15 protein-coding genes and 1 tRNA gene are annotated in these 17,341 nt (G+C 65.6%); 7 read left to right on the top strand and 9 right to left on the bottom strand.

The features are described 5' to 3' along the window. The first annotated feature begins 5 nt into the window (after window positions 1-5). A complete protein-coding gene (locus tag EGT50_RS09715; protein WP_127953559.1) occupies window positions 6-527 on the top strand; it encodes a hypothetical protein in 522 nt (173 codons plus the stop codon). 268 nt (window positions 528-795) lie between these two features. On the opposite strand, the gene EGT50_RS09710 is transcribed toward EGT50_RS09715, so the two are convergent. The 6 genes from EGT50_RS09710 to EGT50_RS09685 form a co-directional block, all read right to left on the bottom strand. Further along, window positions 796-1,206: a DUF2510 domain-containing protein gene (locus EGT50_RS09710; protein ID WP_127953557.1), complete on the bottom strand. Its 411-nt coding sequence runs from the start codon at window positions 1,204-1,206 to the stop codon at window positions 796-798. A 510-nt stretch (window positions 1,207-1,716) separates the two neighbouring features. Continuing rightward, a tRNA-Arg gene (locus EGT50_RS09705) sits at window positions 1,717-1,789 on the bottom strand. A gap of 162 nt (window positions 1,790-1,951) precedes the next feature. After that, the gene (locus EGT50_RS09700) at window positions 1,952-2,749 is read right to left on the bottom strand and encodes a family 1 encapsulin nanocompartment shell protein (protein WP_127953554.1); all 798 of its coding nucleotides are present in this window, start codon (window positions 2,747-2,749) and stop codon (window positions 1,952-1,954) included. Next, complete coding sequence (locus tag EGT50_RS09695) at window positions 2,746-3,768, bottom strand: Dyp-type peroxidase (protein WP_127953551.1); 1,023 nt, start codon at window positions 3,766-3,768, stop codon at window positions 2,746-2,748. The genes EGT50_RS09700 and EGT50_RS09695 overlap by 4 nt, the downstream gene beginning before the upstream one ends. An 86-nt stretch (window positions 3,769-3,854) precedes the next feature. Further along, on the bottom strand, window positions 3,855-5,078 hold the full coding sequence (locus EGT50_RS09690) for a globin domain-containing protein (protein WP_127953548.1): 1,224 nt from the start codon (window positions 5,076-5,078) through the stop codon (window positions 3,855-3,857). 41 nt (window positions 5,079-5,119) lie between these two features. Next, window positions 5,120-5,584, bottom strand: coding sequence for an RrF2 family transcriptional regulator (locus EGT50_RS09685; RefSeq protein ID WP_127953545.1), 465 nt, complete (start codon window positions 5,582-5,584; stop codon window positions 5,120-5,122). A 247-nt stretch (window positions 5,585-5,831) separates the two neighbouring features. Between EGT50_RS09685 and EGT50_RS09680 the strand changes: the two genes are divergently transcribed. The 5 genes from EGT50_RS09680 to EGT50_RS09660 all read left to right on the top strand — a co-directional run bounded on the left by EGT50_RS09680 (window position 5,832) and on the right by EGT50_RS09660 (window position 13,244). Continuing rightward, window positions 5,832-6,758, top strand: coding sequence for a universal stress protein (locus tag EGT50_RS09680; RefSeq protein WP_127953542.1), 927 nt, complete (start codon window positions 5,832-5,834; stop codon window positions 6,756-6,758). A gap of 53 nt (window positions 6,759-6,811) precedes the next feature. Further along, window positions 6,812-7,852, top strand: coding sequence for an LLM class F420-dependent oxidoreductase (locus EGT50_RS09675; RefSeq protein WP_127953538.1), 1,041 nt, complete (start codon window positions 6,812-6,814; stop codon window positions 7,850-7,852). A gap of 36 nt (window positions 7,853-7,888) precedes the next feature. Then, complete coding sequence (locus tag EGT50_RS09670) at window positions 7,889-8,785, top strand: universal stress protein (protein ID WP_127953535.1); 897 nt, start codon at window positions 7,889-7,891, stop codon at window positions 8,783-8,785. A 386-nt stretch (window positions 8,786-9,171) separates the two neighbouring features. After that, the gene (locus EGT50_RS09665; protein WP_127953531.1) at window positions 9,172-10,389 is read left to right on the top strand and encodes a hypothetical protein; all 1,218 of its coding nucleotides are present in this window, start codon (window positions 9,172-9,174) and stop codon (window positions 10,387-10,389) included. Continuing rightward, window positions 10,389-13,244 carry an FtsW/RodA/SpoVE family cell cycle protein gene (locus EGT50_RS09660; RefSeq protein ID WP_127953528.1) on the top strand — a complete coding sequence of 952 codons (2,856 nt, stop codon included), beginning with the start codon at window positions 10,389-10,391 and terminating at the stop codon, window positions 13,242-13,244. Before EGT50_RS09665 ends, EGT50_RS09660 begins: the two co-directional genes overlap by 1 nt. Before the next feature lie 104 nt (window positions 13,245-13,348). Here EGT50_RS09660 and mreB read toward each other — a convergent pair whose 3' ends face one another. From mreB to EGT50_RS09645, 3 genes are all read right to left on the bottom strand, one after another. Beyond that, window positions 13,349-14,338 (bottom strand): rod shape-determining protein, encoded by a 990-nt coding sequence (gene mreB / locus EGT50_RS09655; RefSeq protein WP_127953525.1) that lies wholly within the window; start codon window positions 14,336-14,338, stop codon window positions 13,349-13,351. 331 nt (window positions 14,339-14,669) lie between these two features. Further along, on the bottom strand, window positions 14,670-15,821 hold the full coding sequence (locus EGT50_RS09650) for a sensor histidine kinase (protein ID WP_127953522.1): 1,152 nt from the start codon (window positions 15,819-15,821) through the stop codon (window positions 14,670-14,672). Beyond that, complete coding sequence (locus tag EGT50_RS09645; RefSeq protein WP_127953957.1) at window positions 15,818-16,597, bottom strand: response regulator transcription factor; 780 nt, start codon at window positions 16,595-16,597, stop codon at window positions 15,818-15,820. The genes EGT50_RS09650 and EGT50_RS09645 overlap by 4 nt, the downstream gene beginning before the upstream one ends. Before the next feature lie 161 nt (window positions 16,598-16,758). On the opposite strand from EGT50_RS09645, the gene EGT50_RS09640 reads away from it, so the two are divergent. Further along, a complete protein-coding gene (locus EGT50_RS09640) occupies window positions 16,759-17,031 on the top strand; it encodes an SHOCT domain-containing protein (RefSeq protein WP_127953519.1) in 273 nt (90 codons plus the stop codon). Window positions 17,032-17,341: the final 310 nt, after the last annotated feature.

Here is a 17,341-nt window from a genome sequence, read left to right as displayed (position 1 = left end):
GCGCCATGCCTATGCATTTCGGGAGCGAGTACGTCAACCACCTGTATGTCGGGGATCGACGGATTGACTCCGCCTATCTGTGGGACGGGTCGAAGTGGAATGTGGTCCACAAGTATCTTCGGTCCGCGTCCTGGGGGGAACAGTCCAGTGTCCTCGTTGCGGACTCCGATGCCAGCTCGGGCGGATGGCTTCTCACGAAGCTTGCCTCGTTCACCGTCTCCGGCAACGGGTCCGGAGTTTTCGCGGTTGCTCATAGCTGGAACTCGACTCCGATTCATATTTCGTGGGCCGAGCGACGGCTTTACATACGGGTTTACGACTCGCGCGGCAACTACAAGTACGACGCAGGCTACGAAAGTCAGGATCACCGAGCCATCGGGTGGGACGCCGTGATGACGCGGACGCTCGAAGGCCTTCGGGACGGGGACGAAATCAGGATCTCCGGCGCTGCCACCTCCCCCAATACCAATATCCGCACCGCCAGGATCTTGGAGGCCAGTCTCGTGCCACACCCGGCCCCGGACTAGCCTCACGTGCACAAGGAACTCATGCCGACGACACCACGAGCAACAAACGTGGCGATCCGGATCTTCAAGGACGGACCGGAGATTAGCTTCGTATGAATATACGCAGGCAGCTCCTCAGCCAAGAAGACAGTAGCGGCTTTCATCACCGATGGCGATGAGGTCGAGCTTCGTGCCCTGGCCGGCGATCTGTTCTCGAGTTTGACCTAGACACGACCAACGCCCTCACCCTTCGCTGGGTGGGGGCGTTTCGTCGTCTCGGCGCCGCTGGCTACGGCTCCGACTTCGATAGCTTTTGTCGCTGAACTGTCGCGACGATCGTCAACGCGATCAGAACCAGCATCACCACGACAGCGATACCGGCCTGGTCGGCTCTATCGTTCAATGCCTTGGCACACTCAAGGTTGTCGTACTGGGAGTTCATGAGCGTTCCGCAGTTCCTGTACCCGGCGTCTACTCCCATACTGAACATCACGATCGTGACGATGACGCTGATGCCCGCCAGGATCGCGAGGACCCACTGGAGCATCGCAAACCCCGCCCGGGCGCCCTCGGTAGCAGTGGCCGGCGGCGCTGCACCTTTCGTGGTGACTGGTGGACGCGGGCGAGTGGCGGATGTCCAGTTCGCCCCGTCCCAGAACCGCTGGTCTGGATACCAACCAGTTGTGATCTGTTCAGGCATGGCGTTGATCATGTCAGGTGTCTCCGAGTCGCGCAGTCGATGCGCGTCCCGAGCGATCGAATCCGTCTGAGGTGGTCGCTACTTGGGGTCGCTCTCGTGGTCACGAAGCGGAGCGCGCGCCGCCTCGGGGTCGGCTGCGGCAACGGAGAACTCCAGTTCAGTCGCAGAGCGCTCAGCGTCGGGCTGCTCCTTCGTCCTGGGGGTGCATACGACGGCAGCGCCGAGGGCGGCGGTGGTACGAGAAATTCTCACCCCCAACGTCAAGGAGCAGAAGTTGCGCCCGGAAGCGGATAACAGTGCCTCGGACTCAACCACCCAGACGGGTCGAACTCGATTTACCACCTGGACGCCTGGGCTTCCAAGTCGTGGAGCGTCGAGGAGCTGTCACTCTCCGATTACTCTCCACTTTGAGTCCCAGAAGGCCCGATCGCTCGCCATATCGGGACAGATCTCAATCTGGATTTCAGCTGGTCAGGCCGGTCCTCAAGAGGTGGGATGTTATGGGATATGTGCCCCCGGCAGGATTCGAACCTGCGACACCGGCTTTAGGAGAGCCGTGCTCTATCCCCTGAGCTACGAGGGCGGAGCGGACCGAACTCGGTTTCGCCGAACCGCAGTTAGGGAGTGTAGCCGCCGGGGGGCCTACGCGCTGAACCGGTCGTGTCGTCGCACGATAGACGGGCTGAAGGTCCGGCGGGCGGTTGTTCGGCGAGCGGAGTACGGGCGGCGTGGGCCACGACTCCCGTCACCGAGTCAGAGCAACCGATGCCTCGCCGGTGTAGGAGAGGAAAGTCAACGACTCCTGGAAATACAGTTCGACGCTCTCGGCGTCGTGCGACAGGTAGCCGATCGACAGATCCTGGCCGATCTGCAGGTCGAAGTCGCCGCCGCGAGTAGTCAGCACGAACGCCCCGTCGATCGCAGGGGCCCAGATGATGTCGCCGTCGACGAGACGCCGGATGTGCTCGCGGATCGGGTAGCCGTGGTCGGACGTCTCACTGACCTGTGTGTACGCCTCGGCGCTCAGCAGCACCGAGTACGGTCCGTCGACGCCGGCCAGACGGAGCCCGGACAGGGCCTGGCTGATCGCCTCGGGTACGTCGCGAACGTCCTCGGGCAGACGCAGCGGCGGATTCGACGAACTCGCACGAATTCCCTCGATACCCGCGGCGGCGTAGCCCTCGAAGATCGTGCGGTCCTCGGCGAATGCGATCCTCTTCGCGGCCTCCTTCACGGCGTCCCAGTCGGCGTCCTGTGCGCCACGCTCGACGTTGTCGATCTCCTCGCGTGACAGCGTGAACGGCACCCGCAACTCCACGAGCGGGGCCACCCTACGTTGGCGCGCCTGCACGCCGGCCGCTGGAGCATCGATTGCGGTGGTCCGCCCCAGCCCTACCGCGGAGAAGTCGTCGCCGTGCGGACCCGAGACGTCGACGACGGTGCGTCCGGCGATGTGCCGCTTGAAGGTTCGGGTCGCCTCCTCCTCGATCGACGTCCAGGCGGCGTCAGTGATGGGGGCGAGACCGCGATAGAGGTTGTTCATCGTGTGGAACTCCTTCTCAGACTGCCAATTCCGAGCGATCCGTCGGCGGCAAGGGACGGGCTCGTGTCTTCGGTACCCACGTGTCGGGCATCCGGCGCAGGTGGGAGGTCGTCGAGGAACTCGACGGCGGGGGTGAAGAACAGACCGCCGGTGACGGCCGTGGAGAAGTCAAGGATGCGGTCGGTGTTGCCCTCGGGTTTGCCGATGAACATGTTGCGCAGCATCTCCTCGGTGACCGAGGGCGTGGCCGCGTACCCGATGAAGTAGGTGCCGAATTCGCCGGCGCCGAGGCTGCCGAACGGCATGTTGACGCGCACGATCTGGCGCCCGGCTCCGTCGTCGCCGGTCACGGTGTTCAGGGCGACATGCGAATTCGACGGCTTGACGTCGTCGTCCAGCTCGATGTCGTCGAGCTTGGTGCGGCCGATGACGCTCTCCTGCTCCTCGGTGGAGATCGCGTTCCACGAGTCCAAGTCGTGCAGGTACTTCTGCACGATGACGTAGCTGCCGCCGACGAACGCAGGGTCCTCGTCGCCGACCAGCACAGCCTCGGCCGCCTCGACGCCCTCGGGATTCTCGGTGCCGTCGACGAACCCGAGCAGGTCACGCTGTTCGAAATACCGGAACCCGTGCGTCTCGTCCACGACGGTCGCCGCGCCGCGCAGCCGTCCGACGATCTTCGAGGCCAGCTCGAAGCACAGGTCCATCGATACCGCGCGAATGTGGAACAGGAGATCACCGTCGGTCGCCGGGGCTCGATGCCGACCACCGTCCAGTTCGACGAAGGCGTGCAGCTCGGCGGGCCGGGGGCCGTCGAACAATCGGTCCCACGCGGACGAACCGACGGAGGTCACACACACCAGTCCCGAGCCGGGCACCCGGAATCCGACGGCCTTACGCAGACCGTCGATGTCGGCCAGCAGCTCTCGGGTGGTGTTCTCTCCACCCTCGTCGATGGTGAGCACGAGGAAGATCGCCGCGGGAGACAGCGGGGTCAGAATCAACTGCGGTCGGGCCACACCTCACGCTAGAACACTCTCGCCCCGCTCGCCCAGAACCCGGGTCGTCGACGACGTGAGGTCGCCGACAACCCGGGTTCGGGCGTCTACGCGGCCGCGCCGGACCAACTGTCCGGGCCGAACACCTCGTAGTGGATGTTCTCGGCAGGCACGTCACGCGCGATCAGGGATTTCTTCATCGCGAGCATGAACGGCAGCGGACCGCACAGGAAGGCGCGGGTGCCAGGTTCGAGGGTGATGTCGGTGAGATCGACTCGGCCCAGCTGGGTTCTGGCGAAGGACTCGCGCGCTCCCAGATCCTCGTACCAGCGGTGCATAACGCCGGACGGCAGTCTTTCCACCAGTTCGGTGAGTTCGGCGCGGTGTGCATGGTGTGCGGCGGAGCGGTCCGCGTGTAGCACCGAAACGTTGCGCTTGTCGTCGGTCGCGGCGAGGTGCTCGAGCATGCCGATCATTGGTGTGCAACCGATTCCGGCCGAGATCAGTACCAGCGGTGCGTCATCATCCGGCAGGACCAGATCGCCGAACGGTAGCGATACGGTCAACTCGTCTCCCTCGAAGACGTTGTAGTACAGGAAGTTCGATACTTCACCGGCGGGGGCGGTGGAGCCGTCGGGCAGGGAGTGGGGAGTGATCCGCTTGACGGTGATTCGCCACTCGTCCTCGGTGGGACCACATGCGAGGCTGTATTGGCGGATCTGCCGGGCGCCGTCTGGCAGATGCACGGCGACCGAAATGTACTGGCCCGGTGTGAACGTCGGTAGCGCGGATCCGTCCGTCGCGGCGAGCGTGAACGAGGCGGTGTCGGCCGATTCGAGGGTTCGGCGCGTCACCCGAACGGAGTGCCACACGTCACCGGCCTCGACGCCGGCCTGCTGGTACAGGCGGGCCTCCATCGAGATGAGGCTGTCGGCCATCAGCCAGTAGACGTCGTCCCAGGCAGACGCGACCTCCGGCGTCACGGCCTCGCCGAGGACCTCGACGATCGCCTCGAACAGGTACTTGTGCACGATCTCGTACTGGTCTGCGGTGATGCCCAGGGAGGCGTGCTTGTGCGCGATGCGCGACAGGATCATCTCGACGCGCGCTGGGTCGGGTTCCAGTTGCAATGTCGCGAACGCGGCGATGGCCCCGGCGAGCGCCTTCTGCTGCTCGCCCTGACGCTGGTTGCCGCGGTTGAACAGATCGCGCTCGAGTTCCGGGTGGGCTGCGAACATCTTGCGGTAGAACAGCGGCGTGATGTCGCCGATCGCGGCTCCCACAACGGGCAACGTCGCACGGACGATTTCCTTCGAGGCCTCGGTGAGCATCGGATTCTCCTGTCGGTCGGGTTCTACGGTCTTTCGGGTACTCAGGGCTTGTTCGCTGTCGGCGCGGTGAGCGTCAGCAGCAGGTTCTCGGGGGCAGATCCAGCGGTGGTGAGGTCGTGGACCGTCAGTGCGTCCAGGGCGTCGTAGAAGGCGTTCTGAGCGTCACGCAGGGCGGAGCGGAGGCGGCATCCGTGGCGTAGGGGGCAGGGGCTGTCGCCCTCGCACGTGACGACCTCGGCATCGCCCTCGAGCTGTCGCGTCAGCCAGCCGAGTGCCGCCGTCTGGCCCAGCTCCGTGATCGCCAGTCCGCCGCCGCGGCCCCGGCGGGTGGTGACGATGCCGAGTTCGCTCAGTCGCGCAACCACTTTCGCAGCGTGGGTATACGACACGGCGAGCTGATGCGCGATCGCCCGAGTGCTGGGTGCAGATCCCGCGTCGGTGGCGGACCCGGCCGCCAGGCGCATGACGATCCGCAGGCCTAGGTCGGTGAACTGCGTCAGCTGCATGGGCTCGACGGTAAAAACTGGTAAATGCGATTCCAATTAAATGTGACGGGGCTCGCGCCCACCGCCCGGAGGTCCCGACCTTTGGCCTGAACGGCAGGGACTTTGGTCCTGAGCAGTGCGGGACTGACTGACCCCCGCGTACCCCCGCGCGAGTGACTAACGTCGAGGGTGGCAGTGCGATCGGCTCGATCAAGGGATCGACCACGACTGCCGCACCGCTTCAGGTACACGGGAGAGGGTGAGCGAGATGACCTCAGAGGGCATGGAGTACAGGGTCAAGGAATCGTCGGCCGCACGGGACGCGAACGCCGTTGTGGTCGGGGTCGACGGGTCGGACGCCGCGCAGGCGGCGGTTGTCTGGGCCGCACGGATGTGCGCAGACCGCAATCTGTCGCTGCGGATCATCCATGCCCTGAACTTCTCGGCCTATACGTACGGAGCGCCCTATCTCGACGTCGCCGGCATCTTCGACTGGATGGAGGACGAGGGCAAGGAGATCCTGGCCCGCGCGGCCGCCGCGGCGCGCGAGGTGTCGCCCGATCTCGACATCTCCACCGAGATCTCCAGCCTCGGCGGTGCGCGTTGGCTCGTATCGCTGTCCGAGGATTCACGGGCGCTCGTACTCGGCGCGTCGGGAAGTGGCGCGGCCGGTGGCATCGGCTCGACCGCGGTGAACGCGGCCAGCCACGGCGTGTGCCCGGTGGTCGTGGTCCACCAGCGCAACGGCGAGGTTCCCAGCGACGGCCCCGTCGTCGTCGGAATCGACGGCAGCCCCACCAGTGAGCGCGCTACCGCGGTGGCCTTCGATGAAGCAGCGCAGCGGGGTGTACCGCTGGTGGCGATCCACGCCTGGAGCGACACCCCTCACGGCACCCTCGCCGGCGGGCGCAGCGCGATCCGTGACCCGAGGGCCTTCGAGGATGCAGAACAGGTGGTGCTCTCCGAGCGTCTCGCCGGATGGAGTGAGCGGTACCCGGACGTCAAGGTCAAGCGCGAGCTCTACATCGACGGCCCGCGCACCCACCTGCTCGCATGGTCGCAGAAGGCGCAGCTCGTGGTCGTCGGCAGCCGTGGTCGGGGCGGGTTCCGTGGCCTGCTGCTCGGGTCGACGAGCAACGACCTGGTGCAGAAGGCGCACTGCCCTGTGATGGTGGTTCGACCGGAGCGGTCGTAGAGTCCACTGTGTCGTAACGTCCGTTACTTGTATCACGGAATGGGGTCGTAGCAGTGCGCATCGGAATGGGCTTGAACTACAGCGGAGGATTCGCGGAGGTCGTCGATGAAGTCGCGGATCTCGAACGGGCGGGCCTGGACATCGTCTTCGTCCCCGAGGCATATACGTTCGATGCGGTCAGCCAACTCGGCTACCTAGCAGCGAAGACCTCGACGATTCAACTGGCCTCCGGCATCTTCCAGATCTACACCCGCACCCCGAGCCTGACGGCGATGACGGCGGCGGGCCTGGACTACGTCTCCGACGGGCGATTCGTGATGGGCATCGGGGCATCGGGTCCGCAGGTGATAGAGGGGTTCCACGGCGTCAAGTACGACGCCCCTCTCGGCCGTACCCGCGAATTGGTCGAGATCTGCCGCCAGGTGTGGCGCCGTGAGAAGGTCCAGTACCAGGGCAAGTACTACCAGATCCCGCTGCCCGCCGATCAGGGCACTGGATTGGGCAAGCCGCTGAAGCTGATCAATCGTCCTGTGCGCGAACGGATCCCGGTCGTCATCGCGTCGTTGGGACCCAAGAACGTCGCGCTCACCGCCGAGATTGCCGAGGGCTGGGAGCCGATCTTCTTCTACCCGGAGAAGGCGGAGTCGGTGTGGGGTGAGGCGCTCGCGGCGGGCAAGGCCAAGCGCGATCCGAGCCTCGGTGAGCTGAACATCTACGCCGGTCCAGCGCTGGCGATCGGTGACGATGTCGAGCCGATGCTGCAGTGGGTCAAGCCCCATCTCGCGCTGTACATCGGCGGAATGGGTGCCAAAGGCAAGAACTTCTACAACGACCTCGCCTGCCGCTACGGCTACGAGGAGGACGCCGAGAAGATCCAGGATCTCTACCTCGCCGGAAAGAAAGAGGAGGCGACTGCGGCGGTTCCCGACGAACTCGTGCGGGCGGTGTCGCTCATCGGCACCGAAAGCTTCGTCAAGGAGCGCGTCGCGGCGTTCGACGCGGCTGGAGTGACGACTCTGACCGTGGCCCCGCTGGCGGCAGACCGGGCCGGTCGGCTCGCGCAGGTCGAGAAGCTGCGCGCGATCGTTGACTGACGAGTACCGGGCGCGTGTGAAGGAGGATCCGAATCCATGAGCGCAACCGAAGCGATCGTCGTTGCCGTCGACGGATCCGAAGCGGCCTCGAACGCGGTGGTGTGGGCGTCCCGCGCCGCCGCGGTTCACCAGCGTCGCCTGCACATCGTCACCGCCGTGCACATCCCGGCGTTCTACTACTCCGAGCCGTACCTGGCGCGGAGTTTTCAGGACGAACTACGCGACACCGCACGCTCGCGTCTCGACAGCGCGCACGTGCTCGCTCGGCAGACCGCCGAGGACATTGGTTCCATCGACATCACCACCGAACAAATCGACGGCCGCCCCGCCCCCACCCTGATCGAACTGTCGAAGCAGGCCTGGATGGTGGTTCTCGGATCGCACGGACACGGAGAGATCGCCGGGCTGGTCGTCGGTTCCGTCACTGCCGCGGTCGCTGCGCACGCCGAGTGCCGCGTCACGGTGGTCCGCGGCCGGACCCTCGACGGCCTCCCGCCGACGGAGGGCCCGATCGTGGTGGGTGTCGACGGCTCCGAGTCGTGCAAGCCGGCGGTCGCGGCCGCCTTCGAGGAGGCAGCGATTCGGGGCGCAACTCTCGTCGCGGTCAACGTGTGGAGCGATGTGAGCGTGCAGCCGTCCCTCGGTGCCACTCCCGACGACCCGCAATGGAGCCGGATACAGACCGGCGAGGAAGTGGTGCTGGCCGAGCGGGTCGCCGGATGGAAGGAGCGGTACCCGGATGTCACTGTCGAACGGGTCGTCGCACGGGACCGGCCTGTGCGCGTTCTCAGCGAATACGCCGAGCAGGCCCAGTTGATCGTCGTCGGCACCCGCGGACGCGGTGGCTTCAGGGGGATGCTGTTGGGCTCGACCAGCCGGGCGATGCTGCACACGGCAGATTGCCCGGTGCTGATCGTGCCTTCCGGCACCTAGGTTCGGCACTTTCCGGGACCGCGCGGCTAACCGCGCGGTCCCGGCGTCGTTGCGGTCAGGTGTCGACTCGATCTCGACCTCTCGATCGAGTCTGACAGAACGGGAAATGCTGCGAGGGTGGGGCGGAAGAACTTTCGGAGACACTTTCGGAGGCACTTTCGGAGGAACTTTGGGGGGCAATGTGTCCGGTTCCTCCCCTGCTCGCCGGTCGTGTCCCCGAGCCTTTTTCGCCTTCGCGTTTCCTCTTCTCCGGGGACGGGATCGGAGTTAGACGGATTCGCGCAAACGCAACGGATTTCGACAGGAGCAAGCACAGCCCAGTCCACCGCCCACCCGCTCCGGTTCGGTGTCACCCTGCGGGAGGCCGATCGTTTCGGGGATGCGCGATGAACGAAGCAGCCTTGGGAGTCCACGCCAGCACCAGCGAGCCCACCGCTCGATCGGAACCGCCTGAACCGATCGATGACGACTCGGGTGGTGACTCTGCCGGCGTCCCACTTCCGACGCTGCTCGCCTTCACGAGGCTGACGCCGGAGCAAGCTGCGCAACTGGTTACGGACATGGCCGGCCAGCTCGAAGTGGCAGGCGGCGGGGGTCACAGTCAGATCACCCTTCGGGATGACGCCGTGATGGTGTCCGACGGTGGACGGCTCACGATCGACGGCGTCGGGAACGCCTCGTCCTCGATCGAAATGAACGATGCGATCGCGAGTCTGCTCCGCGACATCGCGACGAACTGTCGAGGACCGGAGTTCGGCGATCTTGTAATCGAATCGGTATCAGAGACAACAGATCTGAAAAATCTGGTACGCCGGGTTCGTTTGGCAATTGCTCCCGAGCTCGACCCGGACGACGAATCCCGGCGGAGGAGCCAGATCGGCGAACTCGTCAGAGCGACGATGGAACGGCCCGTTCCGGATAGTCGGGCGGTGGAGGATCCGACCAACGTGCCGGCCGGGTCGCTCGCGCCGAACACTGGCTGGTATCCGCCGGTCCGAAGCGCTTGGCACCGCCGTCGGAGACGGCCGTCCCGGAATCAGGTTGCGTTCACTCTGGTCGCGATCGCCGTTCTCGTCACGGCGACAGTGACGGGTCCCCGCGCGTGGACAGAGCTCAAAAAGGGCTGGGACACCGTCGTCAATCCGGTGGACCTCTCGGAGGAAAGTACCCTTCGGCCGGTCTCGCCGCCGCCGGTCGTACCGGCGGACCCGGCCATGGCCGCGCCGGGCGTCGTCGAGCCGGCCGTCGTCCAGACTGGTGCCCCGGCAAGCGCGGGCCAGATCACCAGCGTCACAGCGAGTTTCGCTGACGGATCGTGTAGCGCCGGACAGCCGTGTGCTGTACGAGTGGACGTTGGTCTCGATCCGTCGGCGACCGTTGACACGGTCACCTGGAAGCTGAACGTGTACGACCGCTGCTCCGGTGAAGTGCACGCGGGTGGTGACGTCACCATGCGCGTCGAACCGGGTCGGGACGAGGTGTACGGCCTGAGCAAGACGTTCCTGCCGCCCGGCTTCGCCCTGGCTGTCGCTGCGGTCACGAGTGCCCCGGCAGTTGCTGCTTCGGAGCCCTTGTACGTGCCGGCCGAGAAAGCGACCTGCTGATGAGTGGGGACGGTGGTCGTGTGCAGGGACACGACCGGGAGTCCGATCCCTGGATTGTCACGGCGGCGGTCGTTCTCACGATCTTCGGCCTTCTCAACTTGGTGTCTATCGGACTCACATCGCAAGCGGTCCGTCACGCGGGTTTTGCCGTCGTCGGCATCGGGGTGATGTTCCTCGTCTCGCGTATGCGGGTGAGCAACCTGCGACGATTCGGATTAGTGACCCTCGGGGCGTCAGTCGCGATGCTGGTGGCCGTGCCGCTTGTCGGGGTATCGGTCAAGGGCGCGCAACGCTGGCTGGATTTCGGTGTGTTCACCATTCAGCCGGCCGAAGTCACCAAGCTCGGTCTGGTCATGGTGGCGGCGACCGTACTGGCCGGCGGATACACGATCGGTCGATTGGCGGCGACGTTGGCGATTGCGGGTGGCGTAGTCGCACTGGTCGCCCTGCAGCCCGACCTGTCGAGTGCCGTGGTCCTGGCAGCGGTAGCGGCGCTGATGCTGGTCCTCGCGAGGGTGCCGATGTTGCCGCTGCTGCCGCTGTTCGCGCTGGGACTCGCCGCACTCCCCATTGCCGCGCTGTTCCTCCGCCCGTACCAACTCGAACGGATCCAGGTGTTCGTGTCCAGCGATGCCGACCCGAGTGGGTCGGGTTGGGCATCGCTTCAGGCCGACATCGCGATAGGCAGCGGTGGGCTGTGGGGGCTGGCGCGAGACCCCGTGTATGAGCTGAGGGCTCAGTACCTCCCCGAAGCGGAGCACGACCTCGCGTTCGCGAGCGTCGTGTACGGGTGGGGGCTGTTCGCCGGCATCGCAGTCGTGGCGGCCAGCTTGGTGATCACCTGGCGCGCCGCGCTCGCCGCACGACGGGCACGAACCAAAGAAGCTGCCCTTGTGGCCGCGGGCATCGGCGGGCTGTTCGGGATCCACGCAGTGCTGTCGATCGGTGCGAGCCTGTCGCTGTTGCCCCATACCGGAATGCCGCTCCCGATGTTCAGCTACGGGGGCACGGTCGCACTCGTCGGGTTCGTGGCGATCGGGCTGGTGCTCGCTGTGCGCCGGGACGGTGTCGCTCGGCCACTGTGGGTTGAGCCGTCCGTGCGCCGGCGCCGGCCCCGGGGCATGACGGCGGGTACTGCCGCGGTCACCGCGCTCCTCGTCGCGATGTCGGTGTTCGCCTGGCAGTTGCAGAGCGATCGCGGCCCGGAGTTGCGTGCGTTGAGCGATTCCCAGATGAATCGCTGCATCCGCCTGCCCGCCGAGCGTGGTCAGATCGTCGACCGCAACGGCGTGCCATTGGCGGTCAACGTTCCCGAGTACGCCATTTCGGTGGTCACCGGAATGTTCGACGAGAACGACTCCGGTTCGCGCGGAGCGCTCGTCGCGTTGCTCGGGACTTCCAATGACGAGCTGACGAACACCTTGGGTGAACGCGGTGTAGGGGAGATGCAGACCGTCGTCGGCAGGGTCGCGCCCGATCAGGCTCGGCAGATCATCGATGCACAGATCCCCGGCGTGCTCGTCGTTCCCTCCGGCCGTCGGCACTACCCGTACGGGGATGCGCTCGCATCCGTCCTCGGATACGTCAGCATCGGCGATCCGGACGACATGGAACGCTGGCCGGAGCTCGCACTCGGGTCGCGGGTCGGGAGTGCCGGGCTCGAGAAGCAATACGACGCGCTGCTGCGCGGTACCGATGGCAAGCAGTGTGTGTACGTAGACCCGAACGGACGTCCGGTCGGTCCGGGAGAGCGCGTGGATCCGGTGCCGGGCCACGACCTGCGGCTGCACCTGGACATCGGATTGCACAACCTCGCGACGGAGAGACTGGCCCAGGCGGTCCGCGGCAGCGGGGGCGACCTGGGCGCGGCGCTCGTGATGGACGCGCGCACCGGCGCGGTGCTGGCGCTCGCCAGCGTCCCCGGGTACGACAACAACGTCTACGGTCCTCCCGTCGACGCCGTCGCGCTGGCAGCCCAAACAGAGGGCCCCGGGCCCAGCCGCATGCTCAACAACGCCTTCCAGACCGCCGCGCCACCCGGCTCGACCTTCAAGATCGTTGTCGCCTCGGCGAACGCGGAGGATCAGGTACTGGATCCTGACCTGGCGATACCGACCGGTGGCGCTTTCACCTACGGAGGGCACACGTTCGCGAACTGGCAGCCGATGGGTCCGAACAACCTGTTGCGGGCGATCCAATGGTCGGACAACGTGTACTTCTACAAGCTCGCCCTAATGCTCGGTCCCGAGCAGATCGCTTCGGTCGCCAACGAGCTAGGTGTGGGCCGGCGCTCGGGGATCGATCTGCCGGGTGAGTCTGCGGGTTTCCTAGGGACCCCGGAGACGGTGGGGGACATCGGGGCCACCTGGTATCCGGGCTCGACGGTGCTGATGGGCATCGGGCAGGGCACAGTGACGGCGACCCCGCTGCAAGTGGCAGGGTGGACGTCCGGTATCGCCACCGGGGCGATGGTCACTCCGCAACTCGCCGCCGCCTACGGAACCGGGGAGGGCGCGCCGATTCCGACGGCGGAGCCTAATCCGCTTCCCTTCGCCGATCGGCTCGATCCGGTCCGCGCCGGGATGCGGGCTTCGGCCGCTGCCGGTACGGGCGGGCAGCTCGCCAGTCTGCCGGTGACGGCCGGCTCCAAGACCGGAACGGCGGAGGATCCGTCCGCGCCGGGCGATGGTCTCGACGCCTGGTTCTCCGCGGTGGTGCCCTTCGAGTCTCCCGAAATCGTCGTCACGGTAATGGTCCGTGGCGGGGGCTTCGGATCGGCGACGTCCGGCCCCGTGGCCATGTCGATCCTCGAGCGCTACCTCGCGGAACGTCCGGTCGGTGCGCCGCCGCGGTGATTCAGAGCGAGGCGCCGCCTCGGTGACCAAAGGCGAGGCGCCGCCTCGGTGACCAAAGGCGAGGCGCCGCCTCGGTGGCTTCCGTCGAGGCGTCGCCTCGGTGATCAGCCGCTGTAGGCGGCAACGAGCTCCGGGTGATCCAAACAGGCCGTGGCGCCCTCGGCGACACAGGTCAGCGGCCGTTCGGCCGTCTTCACCGGGAGGCCGAACGACTCTTCGAAAAGGTGAGCCAGTCCGCGGAGCATTGCGCCGCCCCCGATCACCAGGACCCCTTCGGACATCACGTCACTGATCGCCTGCGGGGGAAGGTCGTCCAGGCAGGCGGTCAACGTCTGCACTATTCCGGTCGTGGTCGGCCGCAGCGCCTCGACTACCTCCTCGACGTCGAGGGAAATCATCCGCGCGCGGCCCGTGACGCCGTCGAGGCCCTCCACCACGAGCGACTGTCCCTCGGCGGTATCGGCTGCGCCCATCTTGGCGCGTTCGGCGGTGAGCTCGCCGACGATGATGTGATGCTCTTCGCGTACGTAGTGGTGCAATGCCTCGTCCAGATCCTCCCCCGCCAGTTGGCAAGTGCGGTGCGAGATCACGCCACCGAAAGAGACGGCGGTGACCTCCGAAGTGCCGCCGCCGATGTTCACGACGAGATGGGCGCGAGCCTCGAGTGGATTGATGCCACACCCGATTGCACCCGCCACCGGTTCCGGTATCAAACCGACCTTTCGCAGGCCTGCCTCATGCCCGACCTCGAGCAGCGCGCGGCGCTCGAGTGGGGTGGCCCCTGCGGGAGCCGAGAAGATGGCCTTCGGTCGACGGCGGTACCACCTGCGCGGAGCAGCCCGCTCGATGACGGCCGTGACGAATGCTCTGGCCGAGTCCAGATCCACGACGACGCCGTCGCGCATGGGGCGAACCTGCGTGATTCCTGCAGGCGTGCGGCCGATAAGGGCCCGCGCATCGTGGCCGATCGCGAGGGCGCGGTGCGGATCTTTGTTCCGAACCAGCATGAAAGACGGTTCGTTCAGGACGATCCCGTCTTCGAGGGTCCCGACGACAGTGTTCGTGGTTCCGAGATCAATGCCAAGTCCGCGCACGCCGGCCTCCCGAAGGGAATCGAACGAGATGGTCTGGACAAGATGGTCTAGATGCTACGCACACCAGGGAGATTCATGGCCGGTTTCGCGAGGTAGCGCTCGGTAGGAGGTGTCGTACGCGGCGGTTTCGGCGGTATGCTGCCGAGTTTGTCGGGAATGCGGCGGTTCGCAAGCAGATTCGCGAAGTGCGCCGGATCCTCCAGCTCCCGGCCGTCGGCAAGAAGCGCCGGCCGTAGAGCCGATCGCCCATCTCGGCGAGACCCGGAATGTCGCCGCGCTCGGGGTGCATCAAGCCGCGCCAACGTCGGGTGATCGCGGTCGGGGTACTCCCTCATCCCTGATCCGGGTGTAGTGGGAAAGTGATGGTGAAGGTGCTTCCCAATCCACGACCTTGGCTGCTCGCAGTGATGTGACCCTGCTGCGCCTCGACGAGCGCCTTGGCGATCGCGAGACCAATCCCTGCTCCTCCATGCTCTCTGTCACGAGCCGCATCGACCCGATAGAACCGCTCGAACAGGTACGGGAGATGTTCTGCCGAGATTCCGTCGCCGTTGTCGGTCACCGCGATCGTGAGCTCGTGGTGTTTCTGCTGCGCGGTCACACTCACTCGGCCACCCCTAGCTGTGTGGCGCAGAGCGTTGTCGAGCAAGTTCCCCAGTACCTGCCCGAGCCTTACTGGGTCGGCCCACAGTCTTGGGACGTTCGCGGGAACGTGGGAGGTGAGCGCCACTTCCTTTGCTGCGTAGCGGTCGGCTGCGGCAGTGATTGCAGTGGATATCACTGCTTCGGGGGCCACCCACGCCGGCTCGATCGACTTCAGGCCCCCTTCAGCATGGGAAAGCGCGCTGACGTCATCCGAGAACCGGGCGAGTCTGTGGATCTGAGCACGGAGCATCGTCATCGTGTCGGCGTCGAGTGTCTCGATACCGTCCTCGACAGCCTCCATGTACGCCTCGAGCACCGATACGGGAGTGCGAATCTCGTGTGCGAGGTCGGCGAGCAGCTGACGGCGGGTGGATTCCGCGGACTCGAGCCGTGCAGCCATTCGGTTGAACGCATGGGCGAGTGCGCTGAAGTCCTCACCCAGGTGCGGTGGTGAGACCCGAATGCCATAGCGACCGTCGGCCACTGCGGTGGCAGCGGAGGAGACCTCGGTCACCGAGTGCTGCACGCGTCGACTGAAGTACCAGGTCACGACAAGCACAACCAGGACAGCCGCCCCGATGGCCACTGCCAGGGAAATTGCCGTGGCGGAGCGATACGCCTGCTCAGCATGGAACTGCTCATTGGACGTGTCCGGTAGACCAGTGCGCTCCAAGTGCTCACGGAACAGCGAGGGGCCGACCAAACCTGCGACCAACCACGAGGTCGCACCACCGGCCACGACCACCATCGATTGCGCCAACAGCAGACGCAGACCTATGCCTGGGCCTCCACTCACCCGACGGGAAGTGAGAGAGCGCGCTGAGTGCGGCGCCTTCATTGCCCGGTACCCATCCGGTATCCGATCCCGCGGATGGTGGTGACATACCGGGGCGAGACCGGGTCGTCGCCGAGCTTGCGGCGCAGATTCCCGACGTGCACGTCTACGAGGTGTTCGTTGCCCACCCAGGATTCCCCCCACACCGAGTCGATCAACTGCCGCCGACTGAAGGCCATACCCGGCCGAGACGACAACGCCGCCAGCACATCGAACTCGGTGCGGGTCAACATCACCGGACGCTCGCCGAGACGAACCTCCCGACCCGCGACATCTATCTGTAGCGCCCCGAACACCCGGGGTGGAGCCTCGCTCCGACGCGGGTCGAGTGACCCGGGCACCGGCGACCGCGACTCGTCTGCAGGCGCATTCCGGGGTCGACGCAACATCGCTCGAATGCGGGCAACCAATTCACGCGGGCTGAACGGCTTGGTGACGTAGTCGTCGGCGCCGACCGACAGACCGATGATCTTGTCCATTTCCGCAATCCGAGCGGTCAACATCACCACATAGGCATCGGAAAACGTGCGTAGCTCGCGGCACACCTCGATTCCGTCCATGCCTGGCAGCCCCAGATCGAGGATCACGACGTCCGGGTCGAACTCCCGGGCACGCGCAAGTGCATCCACCCCGTCGTAGGACACTGCTACCTCGAAGTTCTCCCGTTCGAGGTAGCTCACGACGACCGCAACCAACGGGCGCTCGTCGTCCACCACCAACGCCCGATGTTTGGCGGCGTCCGTGAGTGGTTGCGGGGGCGTGTCGTCCATGCTCTCCATCGTCACCCTCGATCGTCGGTTGTGCCCTCTCGATCCTGTGCTGACCACCCTGGACCGGCATTTCTTCAGCGAAACTTCACAGAACCCTCATCGATTCATCGGGTTCGAAATCCACGCTGGACGGCTAGAAGCACGAACTCCGGCAGACAAGGTGAACGAGCATGATGTGGAACGACGGGATCGGCTACGGATGGAGCTGGGGTGGCTGGGTACTGATGGTCCTGGCGATGGTCGCGTTCTGGACATTGGTCATCGTCGCGGTGATGGCACTCTTCCGCAGTATCCGTACGGACCGCTCTCCGTACGGGACCAACGACACCACCAACAGGCGCAGCGCAGACGAGATCCTCGACGAGCGCTTCGCACGCGGGGAGATCGACGTCGACGAGTACCGCATCCGCCGAGACCATCTTCGTGCCGCGCAGGAACACTGACAGGTGACACCGCAGTGGGAGGAGCGGTGCCACCCGGCCGTGTCGGTGCCTGCCGAACATGCACCCGGTAGGGCAGTGCCAGAAGGAATCTCATGACCAGCTCATCCGATCCCGATTTCGGAGCGATCTACTACCTCAGTTGAGAAGAGCAGTTCACGGAGAGGAGGTGAGGATTGTGGATATGGACATGATGGGGATGGACATGGACATGATGGAAATGGGGCAGATGTGGATGATGCATCTGCAGCAGATGGGATTGATTCCACCCATGGACATGTCGTCGCCTTGACTCGTGGATCGTCCCCCACTG

The organism is Rhodococcus xishaensis, from assembly GCF_004011825.1.
Lineage (GTDB): Bacteria > Actinomycetota > Actinomycetes > Mycobacteriales > Mycobacteriaceae > Prescottella > Prescottella xishaensis.
Note: the sequence above shows the minus strand (reverse complement) of the source record. Positions and strands in the feature narration are given on the sequence as shown.

Bases quoted from the DNA above. Each gene is read 5' to 3' on its own strand.
- EGT50_RS09715 (WP_127953559.1), top strand. From the start codon at position 6: ATGCCTATGCATTTCGGGAGCGAGTACGTCAACCACCTGTATGTCGGG.
- EGT50_RS09710 (WP_127953557.1), bottom strand. From the start codon at position 1,206: ATGCCTGAACAGATCACAACTGGTTGGTATCCAGACCAGCGGTTCTGG.
- EGT50_RS09700 (WP_127953554.1), bottom strand. From the start codon at position 2,749: ATGAACAACCTCTATCGCGGTCTCGCCCCCATCACTGACGCCGCCTGG.
- EGT50_RS09690 (WP_127953548.1), bottom strand. From the start codon at position 5,078: ATGCTCACCGAGGCCTCGAAGGAAATCGTCCGTGCGACGTTGCCCGTT.
- EGT50_RS09685 (WP_127953545.1), bottom strand. From the start codon at position 5,584: ATGCAGCTGACGCAGTTCACCGACCTAGGCCTGCGGATCGTCATGCGC.
- EGT50_RS09680 (WP_127953542.1), top strand. From the start codon at position 5,832: ATGACCTCAGAGGGCATGGAGTACAGGGTCAAGGAATCGTCGGCCGCA.
- EGT50_RS09670 (WP_127953535.1), top strand. From the start codon at position 7,889: ATGAGCGCAACCGAAGCGATCGTCGTTGCCGTCGACGGATCCGAAGCG.
- EGT50_RS09665 (WP_127953531.1), top strand. From the start codon at position 9,172: ATGAACGAAGCAGCCTTGGGAGTCCACGCCAGCACCAGCGAGCCCACC.
- EGT50_RS09660 (WP_127953528.1), top strand. From the start codon at position 10,389: ATGAGTGGGGACGGTGGTCGTGTGCAGGGACACGACCGGGAGTCCGAT.
- EGT50_RS09650 (WP_127953522.1), bottom strand. From the start codon at position 15,821: ATGAAGGCGCCGCACTCAGCGCGCTCTCTCACTTCCCGTCGGGTGAGT.
- EGT50_RS09645 (WP_127953957.1), bottom strand. From the start codon at position 16,597: ATGGAGAGCATGGACGACACGCCCCCGCAACCACTCACGGACGCCGCC.
- EGT50_RS09640 (WP_127953519.1), top strand. From the start codon at position 16,759: ATGATGTGGAACGACGGGATCGGCTACGGATGGAGCTGGGGTGGCTGG.